Origin of the sequence: Alishewanella jeotgali KCTC 22429 (genome assembly GCF_000245735.1) — a bacterium.
Taxonomy (GTDB): Bacteria; Pseudomonadota; Gammaproteobacteria; order Enterobacterales; family Alteromonadaceae; genus Alishewanella; species Alishewanella jeotgali.
The window spans coordinates 1-19,005 of sequence record NZ_AHTH01000050.1 but is presented as its reverse complement, the minus strand read 5'-3'; the positions used below and the strand labels follow the sequence as shown (position 1 = coordinate 19,005).

General features: G+C 51.6%; 19 protein-coding genes and 5 tRNA genes. 18 read left to right on the top strand and 6 right to left on the bottom strand.

Annotation, left to right across the window (positions count from 1 at the left end):
* Positions 1-92 precede the first annotated feature (92 nt).
* From AJE_RS15900 to AJE_RS15815, 18 genes are all read left to right on the top strand, one after another.
* A complete protein-coding gene (locus AJE_RS15900; RefSeq protein ID WP_008951697.1) occupies positions 93-998 on the top strand; it encodes a hypothetical protein in 906 nt (301 codons plus the stop codon).
* Positions 999-1,072: 74 nt separating this feature from the next.
* Positions 1,073-2,206: a phage protease gene (locus AJE_RS15895; RefSeq protein WP_008951696.1), complete on the top strand. Its 1,134-nt coding sequence runs from the start codon at positions 1,073-1,075 to the stop codon at positions 2,204-2,206.
* Positions 2,203-2,580, top strand: a complete 378-nt coding sequence (locus AJE_RS15890) for a hypothetical protein (protein WP_008951695.1) — start codon at positions 2,203-2,205, stop codon at positions 2,578-2,580. The genes AJE_RS15895 and AJE_RS15890 overlap by 4 nt, the downstream gene beginning before the upstream one ends.
* A 44-nt stretch (positions 2,581-2,624) precedes the next feature.
* Positions 2,625-3,518 (top strand): Mu-like prophage major head subunit gpT family protein, encoded by an 894-nt coding sequence (locus AJE_RS15885; RefSeq protein WP_008951694.1) that lies wholly within the window; start codon positions 2,625-2,627, stop codon positions 3,516-3,518.
* Between the two features lie 90 nt (positions 3,519-3,608).
* Entirely contained in the window at positions 3,609-4,088 is a 480-nt protein-coding gene (locus AJE_RS15880) for an HI1506-related protein (protein ID WP_008951693.1), read from the top strand.
* Positions 4,088-4,513, top strand: coding sequence for a gp436 family protein (locus tag AJE_RS15875; RefSeq protein WP_008951692.1), 426 nt, complete (start codon positions 4,088-4,090; stop codon positions 4,511-4,513). Before AJE_RS15880 ends, AJE_RS15875 begins: the two co-directional genes overlap by 1 nt.
* Positions 4,513-4,944, top strand: a complete 432-nt coding sequence (locus tag AJE_RS15870; protein WP_008951691.1) for a phage tail terminator protein — start codon at positions 4,513-4,515, stop codon at positions 4,942-4,944. The genes AJE_RS15875 and AJE_RS15870 overlap by 1 nt, the downstream gene beginning before the upstream one ends.
* Before the next feature lie 13 nt (positions 4,945-4,957).
* Positions 4,958-5,704 carry a phage tail tube protein gene (locus AJE_RS15865; RefSeq protein WP_008951690.1) on the top strand — a complete coding sequence of 249 codons (747 nt, stop codon included), beginning with the start codon at positions 4,958-4,960 and terminating at the stop codon, positions 5,702-5,704.
* Positions 5,705-5,772: 68 nt separating this feature from the next.
* Positions 5,773-9,471 carry a tape measure protein gene (locus AJE_RS15860; RefSeq protein ID WP_008951689.1) on the top strand — a complete coding sequence of 1,233 codons (3,699 nt, stop codon included), beginning with the start codon at positions 5,773-5,775 and terminating at the stop codon, positions 9,469-9,471.
* Positions 9,468-9,833 (top strand): hypothetical protein, encoded by a 366-nt coding sequence (locus tag AJE_RS15855; RefSeq protein ID WP_008951688.1) that lies wholly within the window; start codon positions 9,468-9,470, stop codon positions 9,831-9,833. The genes AJE_RS15860 and AJE_RS15855 overlap by 4 nt, the downstream gene beginning before the upstream one ends.
* A gap of 13 nt (positions 9,834-9,846) precedes the next feature.
* Positions 9,847-12,264, top strand: coding sequence for a hypothetical protein (locus AJE_RS18020; RefSeq protein WP_050858400.1), 2,418 nt, complete (start codon positions 9,847-9,849; stop codon positions 12,262-12,264).
* 12 nt (positions 12,265-12,276) lie between these two features.
* Positions 12,277-13,272, top strand: a complete 996-nt coding sequence (locus AJE_RS18015; protein ID WP_008951687.1) for a hypothetical protein — start codon at positions 12,277-12,279, stop codon at positions 13,270-13,272.
* Positions 13,256-13,561, top strand: a complete 306-nt coding sequence (locus tag AJE_RS15840; RefSeq protein WP_008951686.1) for a hypothetical protein — start codon at positions 13,256-13,258, stop codon at positions 13,559-13,561. Before AJE_RS18015 ends, AJE_RS15840 begins: the two co-directional genes overlap by 17 nt.
* Positions 13,558-15,351: a hypothetical protein gene (locus AJE_RS15835; protein WP_008951685.1), complete on the top strand. Its 1,794-nt coding sequence runs from the start codon at positions 13,558-13,560 to the stop codon at positions 15,349-15,351. The genes AJE_RS15840 and AJE_RS15835 overlap by 4 nt, the downstream gene beginning before the upstream one ends.
* Positions 15,344-15,571, top strand: a complete 228-nt coding sequence (locus AJE_RS15830; RefSeq protein WP_008951684.1) for a hypothetical protein — start codon at positions 15,344-15,346, stop codon at positions 15,569-15,571. Before AJE_RS15835 ends, AJE_RS15830 begins: the two co-directional genes overlap by 8 nt.
* Positions 15,572-15,585: 14 nt before the next feature.
* Entirely contained in the window at positions 15,586-15,789 is a 204-nt protein-coding gene (locus tag AJE_RS15825) for a hypothetical protein (RefSeq protein ID WP_008951683.1), read from the top strand.
* Positions 15,790-15,798: 9 nt separating this feature from the next.
* On the top strand, positions 15,799-16,089 hold the full coding sequence (locus tag AJE_RS15820; protein ID WP_008951682.1) for a hypothetical protein: 291 nt from the start codon (positions 15,799-15,801) through the stop codon (positions 16,087-16,089).
* A gap of 47 nt (positions 16,090-16,136) precedes the next feature.
* A complete protein-coding gene (locus tag AJE_RS15815) occupies positions 16,137-16,643 on the top strand; it encodes a DUF4124 domain-containing protein (protein WP_008951681.1) in 507 nt (168 codons plus the stop codon).
* A 449-nt stretch (positions 16,644-17,092) separates the two neighbouring features.
* Here AJE_RS15815 and AJE_RS15810 read toward each other — a convergent pair.
* The 6 genes from AJE_RS15810 to AJE_RS15785 all read right to left on the bottom strand — a co-directional run bounded on the left by AJE_RS15810 (position 17,093) and on the right by AJE_RS15785 (position 18,788).
* Positions 17,093-17,182 (bottom strand) — tRNA-Ser (locus AJE_RS15810).
* A gap of 104 nt (positions 17,183-17,286) precedes the next feature.
* Entirely contained in the window at positions 17,287-18,345 is a 1,059-nt protein-coding gene (gene nadA, locus AJE_RS15805) for a quinolinate synthase NadA (RefSeq protein ID WP_008607910.1), read from the bottom strand.
* A gap of 74 nt (positions 18,346-18,419) precedes the next feature.
* Positions 18,420-18,495, bottom strand: a tRNA-Lys gene (locus AJE_RS15800).
* A gap of 20 nt (positions 18,496-18,515) precedes the next feature.
* Positions 18,516-18,591: transfer RNA gene (locus tag AJE_RS15795), tRNA-Lys, on the bottom strand.
* Positions 18,592-18,609: 18 nt separating this feature from the next.
* Positions 18,610-18,685: transfer RNA gene (locus tag AJE_RS15790), tRNA-Lys, on the bottom strand.
* 27 nt (positions 18,686-18,712) lie between these two features.
* Positions 18,713-18,788, bottom strand: a tRNA-Lys gene (locus AJE_RS15785).
* Positions 18,789-19,005: the final 217 nt, after the last annotated feature.

Genomic DNA, 19,005 nt, shown 5'->3' with positions numbered 1-19,005 from the left:
GAGCGATTTAAAGGGGGGTTTAAAGAGGTTTTGCTTTTTGTTTCTGAGGCGGTTAAATTCGATTTACTAATAACTACGCCTCGGAGAAAAGGATGTCAGCAGTCGAACAGTTCACCATCAGAACTGACTATACAATCAACTATACAACTCGAACACCAGTACCAATTCCAGATATTATTGAGTCGCTGAGGAATATTGAGAAGCTACTTCACAGAACACCGGCATTTCTTGAGAAGGCTTATCAAGGTATCCAGGTTGTTGACGTTAATGTCTACGTTGAAACCCTGCAGGCTGGTAGCTTATTAGAAAAGTTCATAGTCGAGTATGTCGTTCAAGGACAGGAAAATTATGACAAAGCAAAGGAGGTTATAGCGAAGATGGTTAAGGATAGCACTGCTATTAGAACCGTTGTAGCAATCGGCGTAGGAGCAGCTTTAACCTATGGCGTAATGAAAGCCGTTGGCGGTTCAACGCCAACCACCCATGTCGAAGCCTATAACAACACCATCGTCAACATAGGCGCTGATGTAAAGCTTTCTGGTGAAGACATTTCGCTAATTCTGGAAGGGATGAAAGATAAAAAGCAACTAGCCAAAGAGGCCATTGCGGTTGTTAAACCAGCTAAAGCGGATCCTGCTGCGACTATAGAAATCGCGGGGCAACAGAAACTTACTATCAATAATGACTTCGTTAGGGAGACGCCAGATGAGTACACGCCGCCAATTCCCGAAGAACGAGATGAGTTTTACACAAATTTGCCGGTGCTTATTTATGCCAGTGACCGAGACAAATCGACTACCTGGGCGGGCACCGTTCCAGGTCTGATCGATAGAAGAACAAGCTTTCATCTGGACGAGCGAATCAATCCTGCAGAGCTTCATGGAAAGTTACGTATCTATGCTGATGTGAGAGTAACAAGCAAATACAATAAAACGAAGAAGACCTATGAACCTAAATTGGTTACGATACAAAGGGTCATTAACTCCCAGCCAAATTAGCAAAACGCTTTAATCTACAACCCCCTACCCCATAACCCACAATCAGCCCAGGATAAATCAACACCTGGGCTGAAATGTTTAAACCAACTCAAACCTCACTGGCAGTACTTAGCGCCCAAATTGGCGCAACAGTTACCACTGGCTATGCCATTGCGGCACTTTCCGGCGAACTGGCCAGCGAAGATGGCTGGTATCAACTTCTACCCGACGGCGAATTCAGTGCTATAGATGGCCGCCCCTTTGATGTGCCAGGCGGCAAGTGGAAAATGAACGCTGATATCGCCGCCAGGTTAATTCAGCGCGCCCAGCTGCGCGCTAATGATCTGGTCATCGACTACGAACACCAAACGCTTAAAGCGGAAGAAAACGGCAAACCTGCACCTGCTTCTGGCTGGTTTAAGGAAATGCAATACCGCCCCGGTAAAGGTCTGTATATCAAACCCGCCTGGCTAAGTGCCGCTAAAGCGCTCATCGATGCCAAAGAGTACCGTTACTTATCTGCTGTCTTCCCTTACGACAAAGCTACCGGCGAGCCATTAGAGATCCAAATGGCTGCGCTTACCAACTACCCAGGGGTAGATGGCATGGACGCCATAGCCTCCCTGGCTGCGAAAAAGTTTACCACTACCATCAACCCCCAACAGGGAGAACCACCCATGAACCCACTGCTACAGCAGCTGCTGGCGGCAATTGGTATTTCCGTTGCAGACGGTGCCGAGCCAACCGCAGAACAAGGTCAGGCAGCGTTAGCCGCGCTTACTGCCTTAAAGACCAAAGCCGATAGCGCCGAAGACCTCACCACGCAGGTTGCTGCACTTAAAGCTAATCCCGGCAATATCGACTTGGCGAAGTATGTGCCAATTGCAACCTATAACGGCGTAGTCAGCGAATTGGCAGTTTTACGCCAGCAAACCACTACCGATACGGTAGAAAACCTGATTGAGCAGGCACACAAAGACGGCAAGGTTGTTGCCGCAGAACGTGACTACCTAACTCAGTTAGGTAACCAGAACGGCGTGGCTGTGCTGAAAAGCGTACTGGCCGCCCGTCCAGCTATTGCCGCATTAAGCGCCACCCAAACCACCCAAGTTAAGGTGGTAGACAAGGTGGCTGACGAAGAACTTACCCAGGAAGACTTAGCAGTACTGCGGGCCACTGGCCTCGACAAAACTGCGTTCCTGGCAGCTAAGAAGGCGAAATCAGCATGAGCATCGCAAAACGCATGGGCGTAAAGCGCTCCTATCCGGTAGCAGCCGCTACTTCCCTACACGTTAACGCTATTGCGGTATTGGCTGCAGGTTTAGCTGTCGGTCTGGCGGCAGCTACAGGTACAGAAAAATGTGCCGGTGTTGTTACCTTTGCCGTCAGCAACCCAGGTAGCAACGGTGCCGTACGGGTAGAGGTAGAAGCCGGTGAGCACAAGTTTGCCACCACCGACATTGTAGCCGCTGATGTGGGCGCTACTGCCTACTTCGTGGACGACCAGACAGTGTCGAAAAGTCACGCTACCAACAGCCGCCCCATTGCCGGAAAAATTATCCAGGTAGATGACGACGGTGTCTGGGTAGAGCTGGGCGTGTAACGCCCGGTTTAAACCGAATTTAAACCTGCTTTAAGGAGCAAGAAATGCAAATTACACCACAGACACTCATTGCGCTTTATACCGCTGTTAGTGCTGCATTTAATCAGGGGCGTAGTACCTATACACCTACCGGTGATCGTATTGCTACCACCATCCCCTCTACCACCGCCCAGAACGATTACAGCTGGATGGGTGAGTTTAGCCGCCTACGTGAATGGATTGGCGAGCGTCAGATTAATAAAGCCAAAGTGCATAGCTACGCCATCAAAAACAAGAAGTTTGAGGCGACTGAAGGCATCAAAGCTGAGTACATCGAAGACGACCAATACGGCATTTTGATGCCGAAGTTCCAGGACATGGGTTATGCCGCAGCAACCCATCCAGATGAACTGCTCTATGCCTTATTAGCAGTAGGCTTTACCACCCCATGCTATGACGGCCAAAACTACTTTGATACCGACCACCCAGTGGGTGAAGAAGGTCAGGAAGTGTCGGTCAGCAATATGCAAGCTGGCTCTGGTAGTGCGTGGTTTGTGCTGGATACCCGCCGCCCAATCAAGCCGCTAATTAAACAGCTCCGTCGCGACTATCGCCTGCAGGCAAAAACCGATGCTGGTAACTCTGATCATGTGTTTATGCATGACGAATATCTGTATGGCGTAGATGCCCGCCTAAACGTCGGCTTTGGTTTCTGGCAGATGGCTTTTGCCAGTAAAGCCGATTTAACCGACGACAATCTGGATGCCGCTATCGCTGCGATGATGGGATTTAAATCAGACAAAGGCCGCCCACTTGGAGTGATGCCTGACCTGCTGGTATGCGGCCCATCTAACCGAGCTAAAGCCCGCAAAATTATTGAAGCGGCGCAAAAAGTCGGCGGCGAAAGCAACACCAACTACAAGGCGCTCGACTTGTTAGTCGTGCCCTGGCTGGCATAACCACCACCGCAAAGCGCTTAGCCGGAGTAGCGCCCGGCACCCTTACAGCCCATACAACCGCTACAAGCGGCTAATTGGAGAGACCATGAAATGGCAAAACTACTTTTCATTATGTGCGCGGCACATACGGGATATCGCCGAGGCGGTGTCCGCTTTACTAAAGGTCAGAACACTATTGACGCGGAAAAGCTCTCGGCAGAACAGCTGGAACAAATCAACAACGACCCCCTACTTGTTGTGGGTGAATTCGCAGATCCCAGCTTGCTGGCGTCGCTGGACAAACCGGCTGCAAAAAGCCTGCTGCCTGAGACAAATCAAGGTAGCGACACGCAAGGGGGGCTGGGCGACGGAGCATTATCAGCCACTGTAAACCAGGACAAAGTATTAACGCTGGAACAAGCAATTGCGCTATTGGAGCCAGGCAACAAAGACCACTTTACCAATGGCGGCCTGCCGCAATTAGATGCGTTGGAGAAGTTAGTTGGTCGTAAGGTTACCGGGCAAGAACGCAGTGATGCCTGGACAGCGTATCAGGCCAATCTGGCTGGTAACACTGGAGCTCAGCAGTAATGTACGCCTCTGTAGCAGACATGATTAGCCGGTTTGGCGAGCACGACTTAGCCCTGCTTAGCTGGCGTGAAGGCGCCGCCGATGGCGAAATCAACACGCCAGTAGTCGAGCAGGCATTAGCCGATGCTACCGCCGAAATTAATGGCTATATCGGTGGCCGCTACAAATTGCCCTTAGCCCAAGTACCAGCAGTGCTGACCGGCCATTGCTGTTCTATTGCTCGCTATCTGTTAAATGGAGATCGGGCACCAGAACAAGTAACAGACCGCTACAAAGCAGTGATTCGGTTTCTGGAGGCGGTAGGCAAAGGCGATCTGCAGTTAGGTTTAGCTGACGACCAACCGAGCCAGCCAACCGGCACCATCGCGGTAATGCAATCTGATGGCCTGGTGTTTAGCCGGCGCAACAGCAAGGGGTTTATCTGATGCACGACATCGGCGACAACTACCTGGCTGCAGAGCAGCACCTAATAGATGTAGCGAAAACCGTAACCGGCTTTCGCCAGGTGTATAGCGCTAACGATCTGGCTGAGGTTGAAGAACTCAGCCAGGTTACCCCGGCCTGCCATGTTATTTACTTTGGCGATGCCGTACCCGAGATTGCCCAGGGCGGTACTTACAGCCATGTAACCCAAACCTGGTTGCTGATTATCGCAATTCGCCAGGGCCGTGGCCAAAACCCAAACCAGGAAGCGGGCAAGCTGATTAAGCAGCTGTTGGTCGCACTACACGGCAACAGTCTGGTTGACGACAAGCATGTATTAACCCGCATTAATTCACCGGCAAAGCCCCGCTACACCAAGGGCCACGCCTACTACCCGTTGGCGTTTAACGTCAAATTTCGTTTAAAAGCGTAAAAGGAGATCGCCCATGAGCGGTTTAATGTTATCAGGCAACATCTTTATTGATCGTTTAACCGACACTGGTCAAAGCACTGGTTTAATCGGGCCGATCAACGTCACCCAGCTGGCGATTAACACCCCAAGCAACGAAGCCGTACGCACCAGCCGTAAAAAAGCCAGCTATGGCCAGGCGCTGGACGTCGTAAAAACAGCAGCCCCCACTGAAATTACCATCGCCTTCGACGACCAACCGGCAGAACTGCTGGCAATGGCGTTACTGGGTGATACTGCAGTCATCAACCAGGGCAGCGGCACAGCTACCGATGAAGCGGTAACGCTGCCAGCCAATCAGCGCTGGGTACAACTGGCCCATAGCAACCTGGCCGAGGCGGGCATTACTGGTGCCATTGTGTCGCCGGCAGGCCCACTGGACGTGGCAGTAGACCTTGAAATTAACTACGCCGCAGGCTTAGTACGCGCCAAAAAAGGTGGGGCAATGGAAGCCGGTGGCGCCATTACCCTAACCTACCAGTACAACGCCATCAGCGGTATGGCCGTTAAAGGTGGCCTGCGCCCGCAAATTCGCGCCCGTATTGTCGGCGACATGAAAAACCTGGCTACCGGCAAAAACGCCAAGCTCGAAGTGCCCGAGGCTAGCCTGGCACCTACCAACCCGGTCGACTTTATGGCAGCCGAGTTTGTTAGCACCACCCTGGGCGGCAAAATCAAATTGCTGGAGGGTAAAGACGCCCCGTTTGAGTACCACGAACTGTAAGGCGTTACCTGTACCAACAGTGAGGCCACCCGGCCTCACTTTTTCCAAGCCAGCTAAATGAGCATCGCATGAGTAAGAACCTGGAACTCGCACTAAAAATAGCCGCATCGGTAACCGGTGATAAAGACCTCGCCCGGATGGCTGAGGCTGTGCGCGATGTGGGTAAAGGGGCTGCAGATGCCGATCCCAAAGCTGATGCCTTAGCCAGTAAGCTGGACAAACTGGCAGACCAACAAAATCTGATTAAAGAATTCGAGCAAAGTAACAAAGCGCTCGATGCAAATACCATGGCCGCCTACGCGGCAGCCACTCAGCTCGATAAGTTACGTAACGAAGCCCAGGACAGTGGCAAGCCTTTCGTTGAGCTGGCAAAGAACATCGACATTGCCGAAAAGCAGCTGGAGGAAATGCGGGTAGAGCTGGCCAACCAGGCATCGAACCATGACCGCCTGCAACGCGAACTGCAACAAACCGGCGTCGACACCCGCAACCTGACTACCGAAAAACGCCGGGTTCAAAACGAGTTTAAACGCGCATCTACCGACGTTAAAAAACTCGGCGACGACTACCTGCGTGCTAATGGCCAGCAACGCACCTTTAGCCAAGGCGCTGCTAACGTTACCTCGCGCCTGGTAGCACTGGCCGGTACTTATCTTGGTATTAACCGCCTTTGGCAAACACTGACAGGCATTTTTACTACCGGCAGCCAGTTTGAAAAACTCGATGTGCAGTTCAGCGCCTTAATGGGCAGCATTAAAGGTGGCGAAGCGGCTACCGAGTGGGTAAAGCAATTCGCAAAAGATACACCACTAGGTTTAGAGGAAGTCAGTAAAGCCTTTGTACGCTTGAAGGCTTTTGGCCTTGATCCAATGGACGGCACCTTACAGGGTATCGTCGACCAGGCTTTTAAACTCGGTGGCGGATTCCAGGAGGTCGAAGGGATTTCCCTCGCACTGGGCCAAGCCTGGGCCAAACAGAAGTTGCAGGGCGAAGAGATCCTGCAGCTAATCGAGCGCGGTGTGCCTGTTTGGGATCTGCTGCAAGAAGTTACCGGCAAAAACACCCTGGAGCTGCAAAAACTATCCGAACAAGGCAAGCTGGGCCGCGATGTCATCAAACAGCTAATGGAAGAGATCGCCCGCCAATCTGCTGGCTCTGCTGCTGCGAATATGACGTTACTCTCTGGCCTGATCTCTAATGCCAAAGACAACATTGCGCAGTTTTATAATATGGTTAGCAGCTCTGGCGCCATGGATTGGCTAAAAGAGCAAATCGCCGGCCTGAATGCCGAGTTTGCCGAAATGGCCGCCGATGGCCGCTTGCAGGAATGGGCACAACGCTTTAGCGACACCATAGTGAGTGCCGGCACCTTGATCCGCGACACCGGCGCAGCGCTGTATGAGTTCCGCGAAGAAATCGGCTGGGTAGCCAAAGCCTGGTTAGCGCTAAAAGTCGGGAGTTTTCTGGGGGGCGTTGTCGATGGCGCTAAACTCGCGATCCTGCAACTTAAAGCCTACGTTACGGGCACTAACACCGCCGAGGCTGCCACCCGCAAACTAGAACTCACTGCCAAAGGCTTCTTTAAAAGCCTGGGCACCTTTATTTTACTGCTGCCAGTACAATGGGCCCTGGAGCAGTTTGTAAAACTCAAAGATGCAGCATTTGACTTACTTGAAGCTCAACGTGAACTTGAAAAATCAAAAGTCAGCTTGGCTCGCGCCCAGCGGGAACTGACAGTCGAGTATGAATCGCTCAGCAAAAGTATTGGTATGCAAATTACCAATATGGAGCAGCTGCTGGAAGCCGAACGCGCTGGCCTGATCGTTTACGATGAAAAGCTGGGTGCCTACCGTAAAGCCAAAACCGCATCAGAAGAGCTGGCAGCCGCAGAGCGCGAGCAAGTCGGCCAGTTAAAGCTTACCGCCCAGGAAGCGGCAGCAGCTGCAGAGCGGATCTTAGCGTTAGGCGATAAATATGAGACCACCGGTGTTTCAGCTGAATCACTTAACAAGCAAATCAATCTGGTAATTGAAGCGCTTAAAAACTCTGGCGGCCAATACAGCGAGCACATCGCTCAACTTGAGCAGATAGCTCAGAAAAACCGTACCAACGCTTTGCTTTATGAAGAAACTCAGGCGCTACTGGGCAACACTGAGGAAGCGTACAAGGCTTTGGGCATCACGTCTGTTGATACCTTAGAAAGAACAGCGGCTAAAGCTCAGGCTGCATATAACATTATTAAAGAGGGCGAGGCTCCTTTAGAGATCCAGCGCCAGGCATTCCTTAAATTGTCCCAGGCAGCTATTGAGCTTGCCAACAGTACTGGCCAGGTAGTACCGGAAACCCTAAAGCTGGAAGCTGCCAACCTGGGGCTGTCTGACTCCCTAAAAAGGATGATTGAGAGCCAGGATAAAAGTAAAAAAAGTATCGAGGATCAGAGTACTGCGCAAGGCAAAGCTCAAACCGAAATCTCAAGAACCCGAGAAGCAATTGAGAATTATCGCAGAACGCTGAATGATGCTAAAACAAGCTCAGAGGCCAAAAAACAAGCTGCAGAGAAACTAGCTGAAGCCGAATCACGCTTGGCCGAGCAAACCAAACGCCTTAATCAGATTAAAGAGATCGAGGCGGCCACTTACGTGCAGCTGCAGCGCAAACTGGCAGAGTATACAGAGCAAATGGAAGCGCTGGATGCCCTGTACCAATCTAACGGCATCAGCGCCCAGGAATACATCCAGCAGCGCGAACGCTATGCCGACGTGATCGGCATTATCCAACGCATGCTGGCTGGGCTAAGTGATGGCGAAGAAGAGTTACAGGGCGATACCGAAAACGCAAACCTGTCGCTCGCCGAGCAGCAACGCCGCCTGGAAGACCTGGCTGAAAGCTCGGGTAAAGCCACTCGGTACATCAGCTTACTGGCCAATGCACAGCAAGCGATGAACATGGAATTTAATTTGGCAGATAAGTCTGTTGAAGAACTAAATGCCAGAATGCGAGAGATTAACGGGCAAATATCTCAAAACCTACGGGTAACAGGTGCATGGTGGGATGATTTAGCCAAGGCGAGTAGCGAAGCCCTAAAGCGCGAGCGCACAATCATTAATGAAACGATTCGCATGCGCGAGTTTACAGAGCAGCTTGGCAGTGCCTCGCTAACCATGGCTCAGCTAAGGAATATAACCAACCAAACAGATCGCAGCTTTCGGGAGCTTGGCGAGAACGAAATGCGCGGTTTGCGCCAGGCAATTACTGACGCCGAAAACCGCCTACTAAGCTTCCGCGACGAACTACAAGGCACCCTGCTTTCACTCCAGGACGAATTCGACCGCCTCAACAACAACCAGGCCGCTATCGAAAAACGCCGTTACGAGGCCCAGGTAGCCGAGCTGCGCGAAAAACTAAAAGCTGCCCAGGCAAGTGGCGACAAAGAAGCCCTGGCAGCAGCCCAGCAAGCCCTTAAACTGGCCGAAGATATCTACAAAATTAAGCAAAAGCAGCTGGCCGAAGAAGCTGCGGCAACAGGCTCAACAACCACCACGCGCCGCACCACTACAACTACTACCAGTGCTACAAGCCCCAGCACTGCCGCGCCTTTACCGGTTGTAGCCCCAACAGGAACCGCACCGGTAACCAATGGTGGCAATACCAAAACAGTGCGCTTAGAGCTGGCCATGCCTGGCCGAACTTTTACCGCCAGTATCGACAGCCTAGAAGCAGATCGCCTGCTCGCCCAAATCGAGCGTGCCCGGAGTACCAGCTTATGATTATCGACACGCTAACCGTGCCAGATATGCCCTGGATTAACGAATATAGCTGGAGCAGCCGCACCGCCAATGCCCAGTACGCCAGCAGTGGCGCTCTTATAGTAGAAGTGGCACAGCGCCAGGCGGGCCGCCCTATTGTGCTGCAAGACGACATGCTAACCCGCGCCACCGTAAACGCCTTAGTTGCCCATGCCGAAGCCACGCCAGGTGAATTCGATATCACCCTGGGCGACGGCCGCAGCTTTACCGTGATGTGGGATTTTAACGCTGGCCCTATCAGCGCCGAGCCACTGCAAAACGAAACCGACCCGGACAACACCAGTTTATTAATGGGTGTAACCCTGCGATTTATGACCATTTAAAAGGCGCTTAACAATGCTAAGAACCGACTTAAAAATCTTCAAATCCCAGCGCATGACGCAAAACCCCAACGGCGGCGGCCAGCGCACTGCAGCGCAAGTGCAAAATGCCAAACTGAATGACGTTTTCAGCAATATCAGCGCCATCGACCACGCCCAAAGCGCCGTCGACATCGTTAAAATTTACCCAGGCGTCAGCACAGCCAACACCCAGCTGCTACAAGATGCCCATGTGCTAATCAACGAGCCGCCGGAAGATCCTAAAGTCGACATCATTATGATAGAGGCACCGGGCATTACCGATGCCAGCGTTCGGAGCGACATCATCAATGTAATTGAATCCGGCGTATCTGCTGGCCTGTTGCTGCGCTCTGGCCTTTCCGAAATGGCACCTGGGCAAAACATCATCAACGCCTTTGATATCAGCGGCAATGCCGGTGTAAACGAGCAGCCTGTAGTCAGCCTTACCCCCGGCAGCATCATCTCGATCTCGGTAGAGTACACCGGCGCCGAAAACGTTAACTTTCCGCGTTTTACTCACTTTGCCAAAGTTGTTACGGCAATCCTTGGCCAGAACGTAACCTTTGAACCGGGGATCCCCTTTAATACACCGGGCCGCGATACTGTAATTAACGGCCAGGCACGCTGCACCCGGCTGCGCGCGGTAACAGTAAACGATAGCGTTATCTATCACGGTTGCACCCGCCTTACTGCGCCTGTAACCGTATCCGCGCAAACCTTGCCGGTGGCAGAAACAAGTGGCCAACTGCTGCCACGCTTAACGCAGGCGGTGATCCGCGCCGCCACCAAACCCTTTGAAAGCATTAATGGCCTGCAGCGCAAAGAGCTGATCACCCCAGCTACCGGCATCAACTACAGCCTGGACATCCCCGATGCTGCCGATCTGGCCAGCATCAACTTGGGTGGCGAACCAATGTGGGTGGTTAACTACATTAAAGCCGGGCAGGTTAAGCGCCGTACGTACACCAATGCATCATACTCAGGCACCACCTTTAGCTTTTCGTTATCTGAGCAACCAGACAACGGATCTGACATCTTCATCTATTACTTCAGCTCCGATGTTTACCAAATGTGGGCAAATAGCACCTCTATGCCTGCGGGCTATAGCGTTGCCCAGCAAACCATCCGGGGTACTATCGTATTCAGCGGCAACATTCGATCGGCAGAGTGGCGCACCGACGGCGTATATGCTCAGGTGTCGGGCACTACTTGGCAGCTGGCGGCATTAGTCAGTAACAATGGCTCGGTGTCTCAGTACGTAAATGGCTATAGCGATCTGCAGTACACCGCGGTAATTCAGAACGATGCCGGCACCGGCGTTACAACTACCAGTCTCGAATTTGTACTGGCTTACGACGAGATCATTACCAATACGCTTTACATCACAGCCCAGTTAGCTGCCGGCGGCGCTGTCAGCGCCTCAGCCGATGCCAATGGCACCATTAGCGGCGTTGGTGTAAGCGGCACCGTAGCCAATGGCGTGGTATCGCTTAATTTTACTAATGCCATTACCCGCAGCAGCCTAAGCTATACCGTTACCGAGCTATTGCCGTTAACGCCGCCGGCATCGCTGTATGGCATTAACCAGCTGCGCCTAACCAATAACGGCCGGGTGCCAATTTTCAGGCCCTTCGGCGTGGTAAACATCAGCCACAACCAATACAGCACAGCAGCCGACTTACCGAACGGCACCACCTTAAACCAGCGGGCCAACGCCTTCATTGATATCGTCGACAGCACCGGCGCCTCGCTGTGGCACCCGTTGGATGCACACTACAGCTACAACAAAACCACCGGCGTAGTAACCATCGTTAATGCCAGCGACTTTACCGGCCCGTTTGAGATCTCCGACACCATTGCCGAAATGGCGCAGGTATCCGAAGTTACTGAAAACAGCCTGGCAATTACCGCGCCGCTGTTTCAGGAATATCCGGCTGGCAGTGTGGTAAGTAGCGTAAAAGAACTGGGTAACCTGCAAGCCACTGCCAATGTCTTGTTCGATATGACTACCTGGAACAACGTTTGGAGCGACAGCATTACTGGCGCCCCAGCTAATGCCAACTTTAATGAGCTGAACTATCCGATCGAAGTCGAGAACCGCAGCGCCATTAACGAGCGCTGGGTAATCGTGTTCACCAGCTCCAGCGCCTTTAACTGCATTGGCCAGGGCGTTGGCTTAATTGCCCGCGGCGATAGGTTAAATGACTTTGCCCCCATTAACCCCAACACCAACCAGCCGTACTTTGTGATCCGCAGCCAGGCATGGGGTGGCGGCTGGAACGCCGGCGAATGCGTACGTTTTAACACCGAAGCGGCAGCCAAACCACTGGTTATGCTGCGCTCCGTCGGCGCCGGCCATAGCCAAATTGAGCAGGACAGTATTCGTTTACATTTCCGTGGTAATGCGGATTAGGAGAGTAGTTAAATGGCTTCATATCCAGTAACCGTTTTTCGTTGGGACGATCCGGGCGCGCCTCAGATTGGTAACGGTCGCGCCAGTGACATAATCAACATCTGGCAAAAATGCTTGGTTGATGGGTACGGTGATAAAGATCCCCTTGGTTGGACCCGGCCATTTTATGACGCCCCAACACAACGTGCTATTTTCAGAAATAGCGTGGCGGCAGGCGGTAGCGGTGGTTATGTTCAATTGCAAGCTGCAAGCGGGATTGACGCCGACTATCAAGATATGAGAATGACTCCAGCAAAGTCATTTGCTGACGGCAATATAATTCAACCTGGTTTTTTTCACACTTTCAGAGTTCAGAATTTATCAGGTAACAATAGACTCAATAAATGGATGGTAATTGGTACTGGGTCTAGCTTTTACTTTCTTATTATCCCAAATAATGTACCAATATTTGCGGGTAATTGGTGCCCCTCGATGTTCGTAGGTGATATTTTCAGCAGGATACCAAATGACGCTGGTAGATTTATTGTATACGCCAATACAACCGGGAATGGAAATCAATCTAGCACAAGCTTCCAATCAACTTTAGGCATTTTTGCCAACTCTGAAAGCTATTTAGGTTCGTATGGTCTAAACCTGAGACTATACGACTCAGATAATTCTAATAGTTGGCAGGATTACCGAGCAGTTAGAACTGGCCCGACAACTGGTACTTTTGTAGTTGCAAGCTTATCGACATTAACGCAATTATTCCACCCGGTAGCATTAACCACCTCTAGTACCTATATAGGTATCCAAATGAGTAGCGATAGTGAAATAGCTCTAGCTACTAAACCTGCTTTCAGGGGGTACCTGCCTGGTCTATTTACTTCACTGTTTCCTTACCCTAACAATACCCCTTGGCCATTTGTTGTAGACGATACAAACTTTACTTATTGGATACTCCATGCGCCAAGTGGAGCCGTATCAACATTTATTCAATCGGACACTTGGTATGATCCATTTAATTAGGTATGCAAAACCGCTTACACCTGAAAACATTGGCTTAGTCGAGTTAGATTTTGATGCCGATGCCGAGCGCTATGGGGTAATAGATCGTCGTAATATGAGTATGCTTTGGGTTGGTCCGGTGCCGGCAACCAATCCAGCAAGAATTATCGTGCCTATCGAGTACACGACCAGCAACAACCTATTAGTTATGATCTTCGATGATGCCGGCGATCCACGCTATAACATGGTAGGCAACGACATGGTGCAGGCCAAGCTGGTAGATGCCAGAACGGTAACAACTAACCCATGACTGCCATCCAGCTCCGCTTTCAATACCTGAACGGCGGCACAACCAGCCCACTGGTGCTGCGGTTTGATGGCGAACCGCCACCACCAGAGCCTGATTTACTGCCTAATACCATTATGGTACTGGCTGCCCGTTATGGCCGCGCAGCAATACAGCAGGCACAGCTGCATGCCCGTTGGCGTTCAGCAAACGATTTACACTGCAGAATGCAGATCCGCTATAGCGCCGAATCACCGACTACGCTGCAGCTAACTGCACCCTGGCGGTTACCTCAGCTAGAGGGTATTCAGGCGGTGCAAAACTGGCAGCGCTCGCCAATCCTTGGGCAAAATCTGCAAACAAACTGGACGCAGTTGCCTCTGCAACAGCATGCCAGAATGACTAACTGGCGGGTAGCGCCAATTAATCAGCAGCACTGGTTGGCCAACTGGCGCCGCTCCGCAATTAAAGAGCGAATAATAAGCACCAGCTACACCTATCCAGGTATTGTCGACCAGCGGTTTGATCTGGTTTGGAGCAGCGGCGGCGGTAGCGTAACCCGCTATTATCGGCTGCCATACGGCCCACGGCCGCCAAGCTATATCTGTACTCAGAATTACCGGCCACCAACCGGCAAATTCAAAATGAAGTTCTTTGATCCTGCCACGCCGCAGGCCGGCAGCGTAACGCTGCGCTTTAGCAACGCCAATAACCCAATAATTTGCGATCTGGACATCGGCGGCGGCCTAATCCCGCCATCGCCAGACGTACCAACCATCGATACCACAAAACCCATCCGGCCACCGCGCCGCAGGAGCTATATCATGCAGCCAGAGTTACGCTGCTATCGAGTCAGCGACAATCAAGAGGTCAATATTTTTAGTGCCTCGCTAAGTTTCAGCCGCAGCAACTGGGCCGCAACTATTAGCCTGGCATGTGGTAGCCGGGGCGATAAAGATATGCTCTTTGCCGGTGGCCCACAGCTGTTTAAGTTAGTGGTAAATGGCTATGAGTTTTTCGGTCTGGCAGAGCAGCCAACTGTTAGCCATCAATTTGGCCAAACAGCCTGGACAGTAAATGCCCGCAGCAGCATCGCCGCACTGGCCAGCCCGCACGTTGCGCCGCGCTCTTACACCAATAGCACAGCCAAAGGTGTGGCTGCATTAATTAGCGACGAGCTGGCCGGCACAGGCTGGACACTTGACTATCAAATGACAGCTTATAACGTACCTGCCGGCGCGTTCAGCTATCAGAACAAAACCAAGATGGAAGCCATCGCCCAGGTAGTGTCGGCCATTGGCGGTATGGTCTATGCCGACGGTGCTACTAACACCCTGATCGTGCGCCCGCGCTGGCCAGTTGTGCCCTGGGCTATTGCAGCAGCCACGCCGGATATTGCAGTACATGACGATGTGATCCTGCAGTACAACAGTACGCCGGCAGTAAACCCACTTTATAACAAGGTGTTTGTCCGGGGTGAGCAGCAGGGTGTTATGTGTGGCGTTCGCCGCACTGGCACCGCTGGTGATGTTATAGCGCCCGATGTAGTAGACGCACTCATCACCGACAATCAGGCGGCCCGGATGCGTGGCACAGCCGAACTGGCAGATAGTGGCTACAAAGACGAGATCAGCATTGTGCTGCCGGTAATGGCTACCCTGCCCCCTTGCCTGCCCGGCTCATTGCTGGGCGTGGTATGGCAAACCGATAGCTATAAAGCCACTGTCGACAGCCTGGGCATTCGCGCCGAGCGCACAAATGACGGCGCCACCACAGTTCGCCAAACAGTAGGAGTATTGCGTAGCTATGAGTAACAATTACCAGCGGCTGCGGGTACTCACTGCCCGCGCCACCCGCACAGTAGCAACCGTAACCGCACATAATCCAGACGGCACCAGCGCCGTCGAACTTATGTCCGGCACCAGCATAACAGCGCTTGGTCAGGATGTTGCGATCGGCAGCAAAGCATATATAGAGGACGGCCGCATTATAGGCGCAGCAGCAGATCTGCCCTATGCCGATATCGACGTTTAGTTAAGGAGCTCAACATGTTTACAGTAGAAACCTGGAAAGGTAAGGAACAGTTTAAAACTATTTTAGACGCTGTCGTATCAGCGAGTATTTTCGAAATTGAGAAAGATAATAACGGGCAATTTCGTATGGTGGATGGTTCAGGGGCTTTTGATATCACATTGACTCGAGGGCAGCTTCTGGAGTTGGCGGAAGATTTAAAGAGGTTCGCAGGGGAATAGGAGGTCCAAATGGGCGCCCAGGTTATTGCAGAGATCTATCGGTCACAAGAGCTAGGCAGTACTTTTAGTGTGGCGTTTACTATTACCTACTTCGGCGATACTGCAAGCATTCAGGGGGTATCTGGTTCAATCTCACTGCTATGTGTCCGAGAGCTGATCGCCTACCTACAAACTAAACCAGGCATAACTCACCTAAGCTTTATCCGCAAAAAACCTGCCGGCGAAAGGCTGGTTAAATACCCTTTAAAGGGGCTTTGTAAGCAGAGTAGTACAGCTGTTGTCTTTGATCTTCTGACCTAATGCGCTACTATTCTTCGGTGAAACCAAACGGACTTGAAGGTAATCTTATGCGTAAACTACTAATATTCTCCGCCCTATTTTTTCCTGTCTGCGTCAATGCTCAAGTATATAAATGTGAAGTTGACGGCGTTGTTACATACAGCCAGCAGCCCTGTGCTGATAATGCAGAGTTAACTCAATATTCAACTGAAAACTCAGTTCAATCTGATCCACCCCAGGCAAACGATAGTGCAACACAAACGGCAAGGCCGACCCAACCAGCAGCTAACCATGAAGCTGAATTGGCACGTATTAACGAGTCAATCAGGAAGCGGAACATCAATACGGAAATTACCCGGTTAACTGCTGAGCGCAATCGTAAGATGCGAGAGCGTGACCAAAAAATGGCACAACTTCGCCGAACCAAGCAATCAGCTGCAAATAATCTGGCCGGTGCCACCTGGGAAGAGTCACTGTCAAAAGAGATGTCTGCAGTAGCTATGCAATACGATACCGACATCCGTTCTCTGGATAACCGCATCGATAGATTGAGAGAGGATTTAAAGCGCGATTAATCAGCTTCTGATTTGTTGCGAGAACCTCAACTGGCTATATGTTGTTCCCGAACTGTTAACATTAAGGGAGTTTTATGGCCAGCTTAAAGGGTGTTTGCGCAGAGGGTTTAGACTGTTTAAAAATCGATGCTTTGTTTAAACGAATAGAGCAATTTAAGTCGTTAACGGTATCAAACCCAGACCTGCTTTGCTTGATGAACTCAGCGGAGGAGCTATTGCACAGGCAGTCAGAAACTGGAGTTATTCATACGACAGCTGTGGCCTTAATAGTCAATGAAGTAGCTAGGCACCCGGATTGCCCGAATTTTCTCAAACTAACCTGCGGTTGCAGCTCGGCACTTTCTCAAACTAACCTGCGGACTTTCTCAAACTAATCGCGCGGCTACATCAGTCTCGTCCGCATAAATGAATAAGGCCCACGCTTTTGGCGTGGGCCTTATTCATTTATCTGGCGGAGAGAGAGGGATTCGAACCCTCGTTAGGGGTTAACCTAAACACACTTTCCAGGCGTGCGCCTTCAGCCACTCAGCCATCTCTCCGGGGCTTGCACTGCAAGCGCCGCTATACTAGGGAAAAAGCAGCGGCGGTGCAAGGGTTAAATGCGTTGGTCGCTGTTGTTGCCGCTATTTTAAGCAATCACAACTCAGGCGTTGCCCTTTACCTGTACCTTTTGCTCTTTGGCGAAATTCAACATCCGGTTAAGCGGTAACAGCGCCCGCTCGCGTAAGGCGGCGTCAACAAAGATCTCATGGCCGCTTGGGCTTAGCAGCGCATCCTCAATGGCTTTTAAGCCGTTCATCGCCATCCAGGGGCAATGCGCGCAGCTACGACAGGTTGCACCGTTACCGCCGGTTGGCGCCTCGACAAAGGTTTTTTCCGGCATTAACTGCTGCATCTTATAAAAGATACCGCGGTCAGTCGCAACGATAAAATGTTGGTTTGGTAAGGTTTGCGCCGCTTTAATCAGTTGGCTGGTGGAGCCTACGGCATCGGCCAGCTCCACTACGCTATCCGGTGACTCTGGATGCACCAATACGGCGGCTTCCGGGTGCTGCTTTTTCAGCTCACGTAGCGCATTGGCTTTAAACTCGTCGTGCACGATACAGGCGCCGTTCCACAGCAGCATATCGGCGCCGGTTTTCTTCTGCACATAGGCACCCAGATGCTTGTCCGGGCCCCACAGGATCTTTTTACCCTGACTATCCAGATAGTCGACCACGTCCAGCGCTATTGATGAGGTAACCACCCAATCAGCACGGGCTTTTACTGCCGCAGAGGTATTCGCATAAACCACCACCACTCGGTCAGGATGCTGATCACAGAATGCAGAGAACTCGGCGGCAGGACAGCCTAAGTCGAGCGAACAGGTCGCTTCCAGCGTTGGCATAATCACGGTTTTTTCCGGCGTCAGGATCTTCGCCGTTTCCCCCATAAATTTGACCCCTGCTACCAACAGGGTTTTTGCCGGATGCTGGTTGCCAAAACGGGCCATCTCCAGCGAATCTGACACACAACCACCGGTTTCCTCAGCCAGGGCCTGGATTTCCGGATCGGTGTAGTAGTGGGCGACCAGCACAGCATCTTTAGCGGCCAGCAGTGCTTTAATGCGCGCCCTGTAGGCCTGCTTTTGCTCGTCAGTTAATGGCACAGGCTTTTTCGGGAAACGGAAGTCCTGCTCAGAAAAATACAACGGCTGCTCCATTAGGCTCACTCAGTCAACTGATAAGGGCGGGTATTATATAAGGGACGATTCAAAAAAGACAGTATCAGGCTGTTTGGTGGGTCATGATGGATTCGAACCATCGACCAACGGATTAAAAGTCCGCTGCTCTACCAGCTGAGCTAATGACCCAAACAGGATAACGCGAGAAGTGGTGGGTCATGATGGATTCGAACCATCGACCAACGGATTAAAAGTCCGCTGCTCTACCAGCTGAGCTAATGACCCAAACAGGATAATGCGAAGTGGTGGGTCATGATGGATTCGAACCATCGACCAACGGATTAAAAGTCCGCTGCTCTACCAGCTGAGCTAATGACCCACTTCGGATTTACTTGTTTGCGCGGTTTGGTGGGTCATGATGGATTCGAACCATCGACCAACGGATTAAAAGTCCGCTGCTCTACCAGCTGAGCTAATGACCCCTACCGCGGACGCATATCTTACTGATTTACGGAATTTGTGCAACCAAAAACTGTGAAAAAAAGCGCTGAGGCGGGCTGTTTGCTTAAAATGCCAGCGGCTGCGGCTGACTTTGTTGGTTAAAGCAGCGCTTGGCTACTTACTGCGTCGACGGGGCTAAAAATCGGCATAGGGGCAGTCAGTGTAACTGACTGGCCCCTGCCACACCACCCGGCATGC